13 protein-coding genes are annotated in these 15860 nt (G+C 62.8%); 9 read left to right on the forward strand and 4 right to left on the reverse strand.

Annotation, left to right across the window (positions count from 1 at the left end; all coding sequences use genetic code 11):
* Positions 1 to 7: 7 nt before the first annotated feature.
* The 4 genes from glmS to ABID44_RS07990 all read right to left on the reverse strand — a co-directional run bounded on the left by glmS (position 8) and on the right by ABID44_RS07990 (position 4761).
* The gene (gene glmS, locus ABID44_RS07975) at positions 8 to 1834 is read right to left on the reverse strand and encodes a glutamine--fructose-6-phosphate transaminase (isomerizing) (RefSeq protein ID WP_354151161.1); all 1827 of its coding nucleotides are present in this window, start codon (positions 1832 to 1834) and stop codon (positions 8 to 10) included.
* A gap of 106 nt (positions 1835 to 1940) precedes the next feature.
* Positions 1941 to 3290 carry a bifunctional UDP-N-acetylglucosamine diphosphorylase/glucosamine-1-phosphate N-acetyltransferase GlmU gene (gene glmU, locus ABID44_RS07980; protein ID WP_354151162.1) on the reverse strand — a complete coding sequence of 450 codons (1350 nt, stop codon included), beginning with the start codon at positions 3288 to 3290 and terminating at the stop codon, positions 1941 to 1943.
* 94 nt (positions 3291 to 3384) lie between these two features.
* On the reverse strand, positions 3385 to 4131 hold the full coding sequence (locus ABID44_RS07985) for a cytochrome c biogenesis CcdA family protein (RefSeq protein WP_354151163.1): 747 nt from the start codon (positions 4129 to 4131) through the stop codon (positions 3385 to 3387).
* Between the two features lie 426 nt (positions 4132 to 4557).
* Complete coding sequence (locus ABID44_RS07990) at positions 4558 to 4761, reverse strand: hypothetical protein (protein WP_354151164.1); 204 nt, start codon at positions 4759 to 4761, stop codon at positions 4558 to 4560.
* 287 nt (positions 4762 to 5048) lie between these two features.
* On the opposite strand from ABID44_RS07990, the gene topA reads away from it, so the two are divergent.
* From topA to ABID44_RS08035, 9 genes are all read left to right on the forward strand, one after another.
* A complete protein-coding gene (gene topA, locus ABID44_RS07995; RefSeq protein ID WP_354151165.1) occupies positions 5049 to 7667 on the forward strand; it encodes a type I DNA topoisomerase in 2619 nt (872 codons plus the stop codon).
* A gap of 4 nt (positions 7668 to 7671) precedes the next feature.
* Positions 7672 to 9972: a ribonuclease R gene (gene rnr, locus ABID44_RS08000; RefSeq protein ID WP_354151166.1), complete on the forward strand. Its 2301-nt coding sequence runs from the start codon at positions 7672 to 7674 to the stop codon at positions 9970 to 9972.
* Between the two features lies 1 nt (position 9973).
* Complete coding sequence (locus ABID44_RS08005) at positions 9974 to 10423, forward strand: DUF983 domain-containing protein (protein WP_354151167.1); 450 nt, start codon at positions 9974 to 9976, stop codon at positions 10421 to 10423.
* Positions 10424 to 10504: 81 nt separating this feature from the next.
* A complete protein-coding gene (locus ABID44_RS08010; protein ID WP_354151168.1) occupies positions 10505 to 11245 on the forward strand; it encodes an NUDIX hydrolase in 741 nt (246 codons plus the stop codon).
* 82 nt (positions 11246 to 11327) lie between these two features.
* Positions 11328 to 12512: an MFS transporter gene (locus ABID44_RS08015; protein ID WP_354151169.1), complete on the forward strand. Its 1185-nt coding sequence runs from the start codon at positions 11328 to 11330 to the stop codon at positions 12510 to 12512.
* Between the two features lie 260 nt (positions 12513 to 12772).
* Positions 12773 to 13216, forward strand: coding sequence for a 30S ribosomal protein S6 (rpsF, locus tag ABID44_RS08020; RefSeq protein ID WP_354151170.1), 444 nt, complete (start codon positions 12773 to 12775; stop codon positions 13214 to 13216).
* 3 nt (positions 13217 to 13219) lie between these two features.
* A complete protein-coding gene (gene rpsR / locus ABID44_RS08025) occupies positions 13220 to 13468 on the forward strand; it encodes a 30S ribosomal protein S18 (protein ID WP_035025637.1) in 249 nt (82 codons plus the stop codon).
* A gap of 211 nt (positions 13469 to 13679) precedes the next feature.
* Positions 13680 to 14264 (forward strand): 50S ribosomal protein L9, encoded by a 585-nt coding sequence (rplI, locus tag ABID44_RS08030; RefSeq protein WP_354151171.1) that lies wholly within the window; start codon positions 13680 to 13682, stop codon positions 14262 to 14264.
* A gap of 225 nt (positions 14265 to 14489) precedes the next feature.
* Positions 14490 to 15800, forward strand: a complete 1311-nt coding sequence (locus ABID44_RS08035) for a cyclopropane fatty acid synthase (protein ID WP_354151172.1) — start codon at positions 14490 to 14492, stop codon at positions 15798 to 15800.
* Positions 15801 to 15860 lie beyond the last annotated feature (60 nt).

Below are 15860 nucleotides of genomic sequence, written 5' to 3' on the forward strand. Positions count from 1 at the left end.
GCGGACGCTACTCCACCGTCACCGACTTGGCGAGGTTGCGCGGCTGGTCGACATCGGTGCCCATGAACACGGCCGTGTAATAGGCCAGAAGCTGGATCGGCAGCGCATAGACGATGGGCGAGATGATCTCCGGCACGTCCGGCAGAACGATGGTGTCCATCGTCTCGACCGTGGCGTTGGCCGCCCCCTTCTCGTCGGTGATGAGGATGATCCTGCCACCGCGCGCCGCCACTTCCTGCATGTTGGAGACGGTCTTTTCAAAGATGCGGTCGTGCGGGGCGATCACCACCACCGGCATCTTTTCGTCGATCAGCGCGATGGGGCCGTGTTTCAACTCGCCAGCCGCATAGCCCTCGGCGTGGATATAGGAGATTTCCTTGAGCTTCAGCGCCCCTTCCATGGCCAGCGGGTAGTTGGTGTCGCGGCCCAGATAGAGCACATGCTTGTAGTGCGACAGCTCGCGCGCCAGCTTCTCGATCTGACGCTCCACCTTCTGCAAAGCCTGATTGGCGTAGCGCGGAGTTTCGGAAAGGGCCCGCACCAGCGCCTTCTCCTGCTCGGCGGAAATCTTGCCGCGCTCGGCGGCAGCCCTGACCGCCAGCGAGGCCAGAACCGATAGCTGGCAGGTGAAGGCCTTTGTGGAGGCGACGCCGATCTCGGGCCCGGCCAGCGTCGGCAGCACCACGTCCGATTCGCGCGCAATGGTCGATTCGCGCACATTGACCACCGCGCCGATGGTCATGCCTGCGCTGCGGCAGTAGCGCAGGGAGGCCAGCGTGTCGGCCGTCTCGCCCGACTGCGATATGAACAGCGCCGCGTCGCGCGCCGAAAGCGGCATCTCGCGATAGCGGAATTCCGAGGCGATATCGATATCCACCGGAAGGCGCGCGTAGCGCTCGAACCAGTATTTGCCGATCAGGCCGGCAAGATAGGCCGTGCCACAGGCGGAAATCGCCAGACGATCGATGGAGTTGAAATCGAAAGGCAGGTCGATCTTCCGGGTCGCGCCGTTGGCGAAGTCGAGATAATTGGCCAGCGTGTGCGAGATCACCTCCGGCTGCTCATGGATTTCCTTTTCCATGAAGTGCCGGTGGTTGCCCTTGTCGACCAGATAGGAAGCGCCCAGAGATTGCTGGCGACGGCGCTCGACCGCATTGCCGTCAATGTCGAAGATCGACACCCCGGCATGACGCACGACGACCCAGTCGCCGTCCTCCAGATAGGTGATGGAGTTGGTGAAAGGCGCCAGCGCAATGGCGTCGGAGCCAAGGAACATTTCACCTTCGCCGTGGCCGACCGCCAGCGGCGGGCCGTTGCGCGCGCCCACCACCAGATCGTCATCGCCCTTGAACATGATGGCCAATGCGAAAGCGCCCTGAAGGCGCTTCAACGCGGCATGGGCCGCCTCGACCGGAGCCGCCCCCCGCTTCAGCTCGCGCGCGACCAGATGCGCGACGACCTCGGTGTCGGTCTGCGAGGTGAACTGATAGCCATCGGCGGCGAGTTCGTCGCGCAGCTCGGCGAAATTCTCGATGATGCCGTTATGGACAACCGCGACGCCGCCCGAAAAATGCGGATGGGCGTTCGTTTCGTTCGGCACGCCGTGGGTCGCCCAGCGGGTGTGACCGATGCCGATCGTGCCGAACAGCGGCTCATCCTTCAGGCGGTTTTCCAGATTGACCAGCTTTCCTTCGGCACGGCGACGGGCAAGCTCGCCCCGCTCGATGGTGGCGACGCCCGCCGAATCATAGCCGCGATATTCCAGACGCTTGAGGGCATCGACAATAAGGGGCGCAACCTGCGTCTTGCCCACGATTGCTACGATTCCGCACATTCCTGTCCAACCCCTGATCCTGAAGAGCGCCGCCGCTGTGTAGATAGGGCGACGCCTATGAGAAAATCAAATTGCGTTTCGCCGCGTAGCACGCCGCCTCCGGCAATTACTTCTTTGCTGCATCCGCCCGGCGTGCGCGCAGCACGCGGGCCTTTTCCGGCAGCGTTTTCTGGCGGGCGCGGCCAAAGGCGAGCGCATCGTCCGGCACGCTTTCGGTGATGACCGACCCGGACGCCACATAGGCGCCGTTGCCGATCGAAACCGGCGCAACCAGCGACGAGTTGGAGCCGATGAAGGCGCCTTCCCCGATCTCTGTGAGGAATTTGGAATAGCCGTCATAGTTGCAGGTGATGGTTCCCGCCCCGATATTGGCGCCTGCGCCTATATGGGCGTCGCCGATATAGGTGAGATGATTGACCTTGGCGCCCGTCTCCACCACGGCCTTCTTGACCTCGCAGAAATTGCCGACCTTGGCCTTTTCCTTCAGCTCCGTGCCGGGGCGCAGGCGCGCGAAGGGGCCGACTTCGGCGCCCGAGGCCACTTTCGCGCCTTCCAGATGGCTGAAGGCGCGGATGGTTGCGCCGGAAGCCACATGCACGCCCGGTCCGAACCAGACATTAGGCTCGACCAGCGCGTCGGCCTCGATCAGGGTGTCGTGCGAGAAGAACACGGTATCGGGGGCGATCAGCGTGACCCCCGCCATCATGAAATCGCGGCGGCGGCGCTTCTGCCAGATGGCTTCGGCTTCAGCCAGTTCAGCGCGATTGTTGATGCCCAGCGCATTCTCGAAGCTCGCCTCGGTCGCGACGACATCGAGCCCCTTGCCGCCGGCGATCTCGATGATGTCGGTGAGGTAATACTCGCCCTTGGCGTTGGCGTTGCCCACGGCATCCAGCAGGTCCAGCACGTGCTTGCCGGCGATCGCCATCAGGCCGCTGTTGCAGAAGGTGATGCGGCGCTCCTCCTCGGTGGCGTCCCTGTCCTCGCGAATGGCGACCAGCCGGCCATCGTTTTCGATGAGGCGTCCATAGCCGGACGGATTGTGCGTCCGGAAGCCCAGCACCACCACGGCTGCGCCTTGCGCCAACCGTTCACGCGCGGCGGCGAGTGCGGCGGCGTCGATCAGCGGCGTATCGCCGAACATCACCAGCACGTCGTCGTGGCCACGTTCGAGCGCCTTGCGCGCGGCGAGCACGGCATGCGCAGTGCCGAGGCGCTCCTTTTGCTCGAAGATTTCGGCCTCCGGCGCGAAGCTTTCGGCAGCCGAGCGCACCTTCCCGCCGCCATGGCCGACAACCAGCGCCACATCGCCCGCGCCGGCGTTCTGCGCGGCATTCGCCACATGCGCGACCAGCGGCAGGCCGGCAATCTTATGAAGCACCTTTGGCAAGGCGCTCTTCATGCGCGTGCCCTCGCCGGCGGCGAGAATGATCGAAAGGCAGGTTCGCTGGCTCATCAGGGAAAACCGCATTCTGGTTGCAAAAGGACGTGGCTGTTTAGCACCGCCTTCCTGTTGAACCAATGCGGTTAAATTCAGGTGAGGACGCGAACTATCCCAAACGTCCCAGAACCGGGAACGTCTCCAGAAGCCAGAAAGCCACGGTCTGCACGCCGCCGGTAAGGAAAAAGACGCCCGCCACCACAAGGAGGCCGCCGATGACTTTCTCGACCCGGCCCAGATGCACCCGGAAACGGCCGAGAAAACGCATGAACGCGCCCGAAAACAGCGCAGCAATCAGAAATGGGATGCCGAGACCGAGCGAATAGGCGGCCAGCAACAGGGCCCCTTCCCCTACCGTCTCGCGCCCGCCCGCAAGCGTCAGGATCGGTCCCAGAACAGGGCCGATACATGGTGTCCAGCCAAAGGCGAAAGCCAGCCCCATGACATAGGCCGCGATCGCGCTCGCCGGCCTGCCATCGCTCTGGAACCGCGCTTCGCGCGACAGGAGCGGAATGCGGATCAGCCCAAGGAAATTGAGGCCCATGATGATGATAAGGACACCTGCGCCGAAGGCCAGCGGCTCCTGCCACACCCTCAGAAGGCGGCCGATCGTCGATGCGCCAGCCCCCAGCGCCACGAACACGGTGGTGAAGCCGAGCACGAAGGCGAGAGAGGCTGCAAGCAACGGCGCACGCGCGCCTGTCCGGGCGGCCACAGCCGTGTCGCCGCGGAAATCATCAACCGAAACGCCGGCCATATAGCACAGATAAGGCGGCACCAGCGGCAGCACGCAGGGAGACAGGAAGGACAGCGCCCCGGCCCCGACCGCACTTACATATCCGATATCCAACGCCATGCCCGCTTTCCTGCCTGATTTCGCGCCCTATAGCTGCTGCCCGCCGGGCTCTCCAATCACCATTTCGTGGTTCAGGCGCGCGGCCCGAACAAAGCAGTTTACCTGCATGTTGGTAAAGACGGGTGCGACCCAATCCCGCAGCCGCTTCTGTTCCACAGCGAGACTTCGGTTCAGGCACGTTTTACGATGAACGGCAGCCGCGGGCCGTCTTCGTGAGGGGAGCAGAAGGCCGGTGACATGAGCGGTGAGAGCGTGAATGACGTTTGGCTCGTCGCAAAGGCAGATTGAAGCGCCGAATGGGCCGAACGACTGAACCGGCGCGATCAGTTCCTCATGGGAAGATTGCACCCTGGCCCCGAAGGCCATGCTGGTGGCGCTTCGGACCGCGCCTGTCCCTCAGGCCCGCTCCCGCCTTGGCGCACGGATTTACACGGCGTCCGTGCGTCTGGTCTGATGGGTGTTTGCGGGGCGCTCGCCACGTATGATGTCGCTTGCCTCCAAATAGGCCATCTCGATCAGATAGGTGAGCATATCGCAACGTTCCGCTTCCGCCATGGCGCGCAACTGGCCAAGCATGGATTGCAGATAATCGAGGGTTTCGGTCCGCCGCCTGCTGTACTTATAGGGCATCGAAAATCATACTCCCCCCCAGCCAACGGACCAGACGGTACGTTGGCTGGCCCATAAATCAGCCGGCGCTAGTCCGGGTTGCCAAGATGTTCCAACCTTATGCCATCTCTATTAAAAAGTGCAATGTAAATTTATAGTCGCGCATAGGTTGCATGCAGTTAAAGCCGCGGTTTAAGCGCTGCCTCTTGACCGGACGCGAAAGCACGGCCATTTGACGGTACCTGATTATTTTTTTGTCGCGGATCCGGGAGGCTTCTCCCGCCGAAGACCCAGCATACACGGTAAATATGGACGTCGTCGTCGTCGAATCGCCCGCAAAGGCGAAGACAATCAACAAGTATCTCGGGCGCAACTACAAGGTTCTGGCCTCGTTCGGCCATGTCCGCGATCTTCCCGCCAAGGACGGATCGGTGCGCCCCGACGAGGACTTCGCCATGTCCTGGTCGGTGGACGGCGCTTCCGCCAAGCGCCTCGCCGACATCATCAAGGCGGTCAAGGACGCCGACGGGCTGATCCTGGCAACCGACCCCGATCGCGAGGGGGAAGCGATTTCCTGGCATGTGCTGGAAGTCCTGCGCGCCAAGAAAGCGCTGAAGGACAAGGCCGTCAGTCGTGTCGTCTTCAACGCCATCACCAAGCAGTCCGTGCTCGAGGCCATGGCCAATCCGCGCCAGATCGACACGCCGCTGGTGGACGCCTATCTGGCGCGGCGGGCGCTCGACTATCTCGTCGGTTTCACGCTGTCGCCGGTGCTGTGGCGCAAACTGCCCGGCGCGCGTTCCGCCGGTCGTGTGCAGTCGGTGGCGCTGCGCCTCGTCTGCGACCGCGAGGCCGAGATCGAGCGCTTCGTGCGCGAGGAATACTGGAACATCGCCGCCATCCTCGGCACTCCGCGCAACGAAAGCTTCGAAGCCCGGCTGACGGCCTATGAAGGCAAGAAGCTGCAGAAGCTCGACATCAAGAACAAGGAACAGGCCGACGGCATCAAGGCGATGCTGGAAGGCGCCAGCTTTCGGGCGCTTTCGGTGGAGGCCAAGCCCACCCGTCGCAACCCTGCCCCGCCCTTCACCACATCGACTTTGCAGCAGGCGGCGTCCTCGCGGCTCGGCTTTTCCGCCAACCGCACCATGCAGGTCGCGCAGCGCCTCTATGAAGGCATGGATATAGGCGGCGAAGCGGCCGGCCTCATCACCTACATGAGAACGGATGGCGTGCAGATGGCCCCCGAGGCGATCTCGGCCGCCCGCGCCGCCATCGGCAAGGAATTCGGCGACAAGTATCTGCCGGAAAAGCCGCGCTTCTACACGACCAAGGCCAAGAACGCGCAGGAAGCCCACGAGGCGATCCGCCCGACCGATTTCTTCCGCACGCCGGCCTCTGTGCGGCAATATCTGGATGCGGACCAGGCGCGCCTCTACGAACTGATCTGGAAGCGCGCCATCGCCAGCCAGATGAACGCCGCCGAGATCGAACGCACCACCGCCGAGATCGAGGCCGTCAACGGTGCGAAGACCGCCGCCTTGCGCGCCGTCGGCTCCGTCATCCGCTTCGACGGTTTCATCGCCGCCTATACGGACCAGAAAGAGGAAGATTCGGAAGACGAGGACAACCGCCGCCTGCCCGAAATCCGCTCTGGAGAGCAGCTTGGCCGCGAGACCGTCAACGCCACGCAGCATTCGACGGAACCGCCGCCGCGCTATTCCGAAGCCACGCTCATCAAGAAGCTGGAAGAGCTCGGCATCGGCCGCCCCTCCACCTATGCGGCGACGCTGAAGACGCTGGAAGACCGCGATTATGTCACCATCGACAAGCGCCGCCTGATCCCGCATTCCAAGGGCCGGATCGTGACGGCCTTCCTCGAAAGTTTCTTCGACAAATATGTCGAATACGACTTCACCGCCTCCCTGGAAGAAAAGCTGGACGAGATTTCCGACGGAAAGCTCGACTGGAAGGACGTTCTGCGCGATTTCTGGGCCGATTTTTCGGCCTCTGTGGACGACATCAAGGAACTGCGTGTTTCCGATGTCATCGATGCGCTGAACGACGACCTCGCCCCGCTGCTGTTTCCGGCGCGCGAAGACGGATCGGACCCGCGCATCTGCCCCAAATGCGGCACTGGCAATCTCTCGCTGAAGCTCGGCAGATACGGCGCTTTCGTCGGCTGCTCGAATTATCCTGAATGCAGCTATACGCGCCAGTTCGGAGAAAACGGCGAAGGCGACGCCGAAGCCGGCGGCATGGAAAACGGCAACAAGGTTCTCGGCAACGACCCTGCCACCGAGGAAGAGGTCACCCTGCGCACCGGGCGCTTCGGCCCCTATGTACAGCGTGGCGAAGGCAAGGAAGCCAAGCGCTCCAGCCTGCCGAAAGGCTGGTCGGCGGCTACGCTCGATCTTGAGAAGGCGCTGGCGCTGCTCTCCCTGCCCCGCGATGTCGGGATGCACCCCGAGACCGGAAAGATGATCTCGGCGGGGCTTGGCCGCTACGGACCGTTCGTCCTGCATGACGGCGCTTACGCCAATGTGGAGACGATCGAGGACGTGTTCACAATCGGCCTCAACCGCGCCGTGACGGTGCTGGCCGAAAAGCAGTCCAAGGGTCGCGGCGCGCGCAACGGCGCTGCCGCCGCAGCGCTCAAGGAGCTTGGCGATCATCCCGACGGCGGCGGCAAGATCACCGTTCGCGACGGCCGCTACGGCCCTTACGTGAATTTCGGCAAGATCAATGCGACGCTGCCGAAGGGCAAGGATCCGCAGTCGGTCACCATGGAAGAGGCTCTTGGCCTGATCGCCGAGAAGGAAGCCAAGGGTGGCGGCGCGAAGAAGCCGGCGCGCAAGGCGGCGAGCGGCAAGACTTCGGCGACCAAGAAAACGGCGGCGAAGAAAACCGCCGCAAAGAAGGAATAGGCCCTTGGCGCGCGGGATCTCCGGACGGCACCACGGCGATCCCCGCGCTGGCGACACAAGGCGGGGGACACGGGACGAATATCGCCCTTCGCGCGATGAAATTCTGCGCTACATCGCAGAAAATCCCGATCACTCCGGCACACGCGAGATCGCAAGGGCCTTCGGGCTGCGCGGCGAGGATCGGGTCTGGCTGAAGAACCTGTTGCGCGATCTGCAGGATGAGGGCCTGCTGGAAAAGAAGCGCAAGAGACTGCTGCGCCCCGGCAATCTGCCGACCATCGCCGTGCTCGATATCTTTGGCCGCGACGACGATGGCGGGCTGCTGGCCCGTCCGGCCGAGGAAAGCGAAAACGAAACGCCGCCCACCGTTTTCATACGCCCGGCGCGCGGCGGTCCCGCTCCCGGCATAGGCGACCGCGTTCTGGCAAAGACATTCGCCACAGGCAAGGACGAGGGGCCGGCCTATACGGCGCGCGTCATCAAGATATTCGAGAAGCGCGCGCAAGCGGTGCTCGGCATCTTCCGCACGCTCACGGACGGCACTTTCCGTATCGAGCCCGTGGAGCGGCGGCAACCCGAGCTCATCGTCGACAAGGAATTCAGGAACGGCGCCAGCAATGGCGATCTGGTCGAGGTCGAGCCTTCGCGCGCGCCGCGCTACGGCCTGCCCAAGGCCAAGGTGATTTCGGTTCTGGGTTCGCCGCTCAACGAAAAGGCGGTCTCCATGATCGCCATCCACGCCCACGCCATCCCTCATATCTTCCCGCAGGAAGTTCTGGCCGAGACGCAGGCGCTCAAGCAGGTGAGCGGGGAAGGACGGGAGGATTGGCGCGATCTGCCGCTGGTCACCATCGACCCGGCCGACGCCAAGGACCATGACGATGCAGTGTTCGCGACGCCGGACCCCGACGAGAAGAACCCCGGTGGGGTAATCGTCACGGTGGCTATCGCCGATGTCGCGGCCTATGTGCGGCCGGGCACGGCGCTTAATCGCGAGGCGCTGAAGCGTGGCAATTCGGTCTACTTCCCGGACCGGGTGGTGCCGATGCTGCCGGAACGAATCTCCAACGACCTCTGCTCGCTGCGCGAGGGTGAGGACCGCCCGGCCATGGCGGTTCGCATGACGTTTTCGGCCGAAGGCCGCAAGGTGCGTCATTCCTTCCATCGTGTGATGATGAAGTCGGCGGCGAAGCTCGCCTACCCGCAGGCGCAGGCAGCCATCGACGGATCGCCGGACGACAAGACCGCACCGCTGCTCGATACCGTGCTGAAGCCGCTTTGGCAGGCTTATGCGGTGCTGAAGCGCGGCAGAGGGAGCCGCGAACCGCTGGAACTCGACCTGCCGGAGCGCAAGATCATCCTCAAGGAGGATGGCACCGTCGATCGCGTGATCGTGCCGGACCGCCTCGACGCCCACAAGCTGATCGAAGAATTCATGATCCAGGCCAATGTGGCCGCGGCCGAGACGCTGGAAGGCAAAAAGCAGCCTCTGGTCTACCGCATCCATGACGGACCGACGCTGGCCAAGCAGGAGGCCCTGCGCGAATTCCTGCAAAGCATCGGATTGTCGCTGGCGCGCGGCGCTCAGATGCGCCCCTCACAGTTCAACAGCCTGCTGGAGCGTGTGCGTGGCACCGACAATGACGCGCTGGTCAACGAGGTGATTCTGCGCACCCAGAGCCAGGCTGAGTACGCGCCGGACAATATCGGCCATTTCGGCCTCAATCTGAAGCGCTATGCGCATTTCACCTCGCCGATCCGCCGGTTTGCGGATTTGATCGTGCATCGCGCGCTGGTCGCTGCGCTGGGGCTTGGACAGGGCGGGCTGACCCGTGACGAGGAGTCGCAGCTCGCCGAGACCGCCGCCCTCATCTCGACAGCGGAGCGGCGCGCCATGGCGGCGGAGCGCGAAACCGTGGATCGCCTGATTGCGGCGCATCTGGCGGAGCACGTCAACGAGAGTTTCCAGGCCAGAATTTCCGGCGTGACCAAGGCAGGACTTTTTGTCCAGTTGCCACAATTTGGCGCAGATGGTTTCATCCCCGTGTCGTCCCTGGGAGGGGATTACTATATATATGACGAAACGGCGCGTTCGCTGTTTGGAGAACGGAGCGGAAAAGGCTATCAGCTCGCGGACAATGTTGAAGTCCGTCTCATCGAAGTGGCTCCCATGGCCGGAGCAATGCGCTTCGAGATGCTGAGCGAGCCGAAGCCCCTTCCAGGCTCCACGCGCTCGTACCACAAGGCGAAGGGCCGTGTCCGCGCCTTGAAAAATCGACCAGGCCCGCGCGGCAGGAGACGATGACATGAGCACAGGCAGCACCGAACCGCAGGTTTTCGGCGGCGACCAGCAATCTCCCAGGTCGGCGAGGCCGATGGGCGAAGCCATAAAGCGCGGGCTTCTGTGCCGCTGCCCGAATTGCGGCGAAGGCAAGCTGTTTCGCGCATTCGTGAAATCGGTCGACAAGTGTTCGGTCTGCGGCGAGGAGATCAACCATCACCGGGCCGACGATCTGCCGGCCTATCTCGATATCGTCGTGGTCGGCCACATCGTCATCGCCGGGTTCATGGCGATCGAGATGAGCTACATCTGGCCGATGTGGCTTCACTTCGCCGTCTGGGTGCCCCTGACCCTCATTCTCGCCCTGCTCATGCTTCAGCCGATCAAAGGCGGAGTCATCGGCCTGCAATGGGCTCTCTACATGCACGGCTTCGGCGGCGAGATCGACCACATCGAGGCCCACCCCGAAGCATAAGGTTGCGGCTTCCCGGTGGCGCGGCGGCAAATCCGAAAACGGTGCTTCCGTCCGGGGCAGCTTTCGGCTAGGTCGGTTGCCATGCAAGGAATGACCAAAGCCGAAGTCGACAAGGTGGAAGGCGCCTCGATGGAAACGAAGGCCCCGCCGCTGCGGCCGCGCGACGCCGCGACGCTTCTGTTGCTGGACCGGCAGGGCGGCGCGTTTCGCGTGCTCATGGGCCGGCGCCATTCCAGCCACGTCTTCATGCCCGGCAAGTTCGTTTTCCCCGGTGGGCGCACCGACCCCGGCGATGGACGTGTGAAGGTCGCCGATGAGCTCCACCCCGCCGAAGAAGCCAAGCTGACGGTGCGCGCAAACCGCACATCGGCCACACGCGCCCGCGCCATCGCCCTGTCCGCGATCCGCGAAACCTACGAAGAGGCCGGTCTTCTGATCGGCAACAGGGGTGCATTCTCGACCTCCCGGCCGGACTGGCAGGGCTTTGCCGAATATGGCGTCATGCCTTCGCTGCAAGGCCTGCGCTTCGTCGCACGCGCCATCACACCGCCGGGCCGGGTTCGCCGCTTCGATACACGCTTCCTCGCCGCCTTCCGCGACGATGTTGCGGTTGAGCTGCCGCAGGGCGGCCCCACCAACGAACTGGAAGAGCTTGTGTGGCTGCCGCTCGACGAGGCGCGGCAGACCGATGTTCCCGCCATCACCCGCACCATTCTGGAAGAAGTGCAGAAGCGGCTCGCCGAGGACCCTCGCCTCAACCCCGGCGGGCCGGTGCCGTTCTATCGCATGCTCAACAACCGCTTCGTGCGCGATCTTCTCTGATCGGGATTACTGCGTTGCTGTCTAAGAAACCTCTTCCGCGGGCAGTCCGCCGGACACTCTCCCGATGCCGGACAAGCGCACAATGACCAGCGACGCCGAGGTCTGCGAGGCCGGACGCGTGCAATGGCTTCCGATGATCGCCGCCATCGCGGCGATCAGCGTCGTCGGCATCGCCATCGGCCTCGGCATGCCGCTTCTTTCCATCATTCTGGAAACGCGCGGGCATTCGGCCTCGATGATCGGGCTGAACACCGCGATCGCAGGTGTTGCGTCCATCGCCGCCGCACCGATGGCCACCCCGCTCGCCATGCGATTCGGCGTGGCATGGACCATGCTCGCCATGATCGTGGCGGGAGCGTTGGCCTTCGTGGGCTTTTACTTTGCGCCGGCGTTCTGGATGTGGTTTCCGCTGCGCGCGGTGCTGCATCTGTCGCTGACCGTACTCTTCATCCTGTCGGAATTCTGGATCAGCACATCCGCGCCCCCGCATCGGCGCGGCCTGGTTCTGGGCATCTACGCCACGGTGCTGTCGCTCGGCTTCGCGGCCGGCCCCTGGCTGTTCTCCAAGCTTGGAAGCTCGGGCTTCCTGCCATTCGGGACCACCGTCGCGCTCGTCGCGATCGCTGCCATCCCGATCATTGCCGCCCGCAAGGAAAGCCCGCCGATCCATGTCGACGGAGAAACGAAAACCGGCTTTTTGCGCTATATCTGGCTGGTGCCGACGGCCACCGCCGCCGTGCTCGTGTTCGGCGCGGTGGAGACCGGCGGTTTCGCGCTGTTTCCGGTCTATGGCAACAGGATCGGCTATTCGGAAACCGACGCGGCGCTGCTTCTTACCATGATCGGCCTCGGCAACGTCATGATGCAGATTCCCATCGGCATGATCAGCGACAAGGTTTCCGACCGCCGCTATCTGCTGCTCCTTTGCGCAAGCGTCGGGCTGGTTGGTACGGCATTCATGCCCCTGTTCGCCCAGAACTGGCACCTGATGGCCGGCCTGTTGTTCCTGTGGGGCGGCGTGGTGGCGGCGCTCTACACCGTGGGCCTCGCCCATCTGGGCTCCCAGCTTTCCGGTCATGAACTGGCCTCCGCCAACGCCGCATTCGTGCTGTGCTACGGCATCGGCATGGTTATGGGCCCGCAGGCCATAGGCATAGGCATGGACCTGTTCGGCCCGCCGGGCTTCGGCTGGTCGCTGGCTGTGTTCTTCGGCGCCTATATGGCGCTCTCCATCGGCCGGCTACTGTTCAGGGGCCGGAAAGGCTGAGCCGACACGCCGCCGAGGGGTTGCGTTCCGGCCATTTTCCTATATAGACGCCCCCAATCTGCCGGTCCCGATTGGGGGCTGAACGGAGGGCCGTGGGCTTGTCAAAGCCTTCGACAGGAAGCCTTAAGCGCTTCTGCCTCCCGTGTCTCCGCTCTCGACCGTCTCGTCCATGCTCCTTTCTTCCCCGTTTTCGGGTCAAGAGAAGTTGCAGAGGCTCTAGCCGTCGGGAACCGGGAGAGAAACGAAGAAAGGCAAAGACAATGGCTCTTTATGAACATGTGTTTCTTGCCCGGCAGGATCTGTCGCAGCAGCAGGTCGATGAGCTCGTTGAACGTTTCAAGGGCATCATCTCCGAAGGCGGCGGCTCGATTGGCCGGGTCGAGAACTGGGGACTGAAGTCCCTCACCTACCGGGTCAAGAAGAACCGGAAGGCTTACTACACGCTGATGGACCTCACCTGCCCGCCCGCAGCTCTCAATGAGATGGAGCGCCAGATGGGGCTGTCGGAGGACATCCTGCGCTTCATGACCATCAAGGTCGAGCAGCACGAGGAAGGCGCCTCCGCCATGATGCAGAAGCGCGAGGAGCGTTCCGAGCGTGGCAATTTCGGCGACCGTCCGCGCTTCGGCGACCGTGATCGCGGTGACCGTGGCGGCGATCGCGATCGTGGTCCGCGCCGTCCGCGCGAAGGCGAAGGAGAGTAATCGATGGTCGATATCAACCAGATCCCGACCCGGCGTCCGTTCCATCGCCGCCGCAAGACCTGCCCGTTCTCCGGCGCCAACGCTCCGAAGATCGACTACAAGGACGTGCGTCTCCTGCAGCGCTACATTTCCGAGCGCGGCAAGATCGTGCCCTCGCGCATCACCGCCGTCAGCCAGAAGAAGCAACGCGAGCTCGCCAAGGCGATCAAGCGCGCCCGCTTCCTCGGCCTGCTGCCGTATCTGGTGCGTTAAAAATCGTTGGAGCGGACGCTTCGCCGTCCGCTCCGCTCAACCGTGACGGGCGCGGTTGAAGACTATTAAATCCCGGGTTGGGACCATCTTCGGTCCCTAACTGCCTCGGACTGGCAGGACAGCGAACAGGGCGCACCGCGCCGCCGGCTTTTCCTGCCTGTCCCTTTCACATTGGCCTCCGGGCCGAACCAGGGTCTGAAAGGACAAGAACATGCAAGTCATCCTTCTCGAACGCATCGCGCGCCTCGGCCAGATGGGCGACACCGTCAAGGTCAAGGACGGTTTCGCGCGCAATTTCCTCCTGCCCAAGGGCAAGGCGCTGCGCGCCAACGAAGCCAACAAGAAGAAGTTCGAAGGCCAGCGCGCTCAGCTCGAAGCCCGCAACCTCGAGCGTAAGTCGGAAGCCGAGGCTGTTGCCGGGAAGCTCGACGGCGCGACCTTCATCGTCGTGCGCTCCGCCGGCGAGACCGGCCAGCTCTACGGTTCGGTTTCAACCCGCGACATCGCCGATATCCTTGCCGACGAAGGCTTCAATGTCGCCCGCAACCAGGTCGAGCTGAACCATCCGATCAAGACCATCGGCCTCACCAACATCGCGATCGCGCTGCATCCCGAAGTGGAAGTCACGATCACGCTGAACATCGCCCGCTCCACCGATGAGGCCGAGCGTCAGTCTCGTGGCGAGATGCTCACCACCGCCGAGGCGATCTATGGCGAGGACATCAACGAAAACGCCCGTCCGGACAATTTCTTCGATCCGAACGAAGAGTTCGAAGAGGGCGAGGAAGAGGCGTAAGTTTCGCCTCTCCAGCTCAAACTGGACCAAGAACCCGGGCTCTGCCCGGGTTTTTTTATGCCAACATGGAACTTTTCAAACCGGTCGCATTTCTGCAAGATTGCATATCAGTGCTGTCCTGGACCGTTTCACCGTTCCACGTTAGCGATGAAGCTGTCCAACTCTTTGGCACAGAGCGCCCCGGGCTTTTCCGGCATCCGGGGTTTGCGCAGGAAGAGGTTGGCGATGAACATTTTGCTGCAACGTATTATCGACAAAGTCGTCCACACCGGCACTTTCACGGTGACGGGACCGAATGGTTCTACACGCACTTTCGGCGACGGAACCGGCGACAAGGTTCATATGGTGATCCATACCAGACGGGCGGAGCGCGCCATCGCGCTGCATCCCTCCCTGGCTATTCCGGAAGCCTACATGGAACAGGAACTCGACTTCGTCGAAGGCGACGTGTTGAGCTTTCTGCATCTGGTCTACCGGAACACGGGTATTTCTTGGACCGATTCGAACTGGGGCAAATTGCTCAACACGGCACGTCTGGCCTTCCGGCCGTTGCAACAACTCAACACACACTATCGCTCGAAGAAGAATGTCGAGCATCACTACGATCTGTCGGGCGAACTCTACAAGCTCTTCCTCGACAAGGACATGCAGTATTCATGCGCCTATTTCGAGCGCCCCGACATGACGCTGGAAGAGGCTCAACTCGCCAAGAAGCGGCATATCGCAGCCAAGCTGCGCATCAAGCCCGGCCAGACCGTGCTCGACATCGGCTGCGGCTGGGGCGGCCTCAGCCTCTATATCGCCAAGACTTTCGAGGCGGATATGCTGGGCGTCACCCTTTCCAATGAGCAGCACCAGGTCGCGACCGAGCGGGCGCAAGCGGAAGGGCTCGAACAGCATGTGCATTTCGAGATCCGCGACTATCGCGACCTGTCGGAGCGGTTCGATCGCATCGTTTCGGTCGGCATGTTCGAGCATGTCGGGATCACCCAGTACCAGACCTTCTTCGACAAATGCGCCACGCTGCTGAAGCCGGATGGCGTGATGTTGCTGCACACGATTGGCCGCACCGCTCCACCGACCACCACCAACGCCTTCATCCGCAAACATATCTTTCCCGGCGGCTATATTCCCGCACTGTCCGAGATCATGCCGGCCATCGAGAAATCCGGGCTCGCGATCACAGACGTCGAAATCCTGCGGCTGCATTATGCGGAGACGCTCAAGCACTGGCGCGAGCGTTTCCTGGCCAACCGAGACAAGGTGAAGGAAATCTACGACGAGCGCTTCTGCCGCATGTGGGAGTTCTACCTGTCCGGCTCCGAGGCGTCGTTCCGCTGGCAGGACCTGGTGAATTTCCAGATCCAGTTCACGCGCAAGAACGATGCGCTGCCGATCACCCGCGACTACATCTCCAAATGCGAGAAGGCGCTTCAGATGCATGAAAATGCGCACGGCAAGGAGGTGGCGGAAGACCAGCCAGCGCGGACCAAAACTCCCCAGCAGCGGAAGCGGAAGATCACCGGGCGATCGTAGGACGCCTGTTTGAAGATCGGGCTTGCCAATCCCGAGCCTCACGGTGAATAAGGCCCTTTC

The organism is Aquamicrobium ahrensii, assembly GCF_040545755.1.
GTDB lineage: Bacteria > Pseudomonadota > Alphaproteobacteria > Rhizobiales > Rhizobiaceae > Mesorhizobium > Mesorhizobium ahrensii.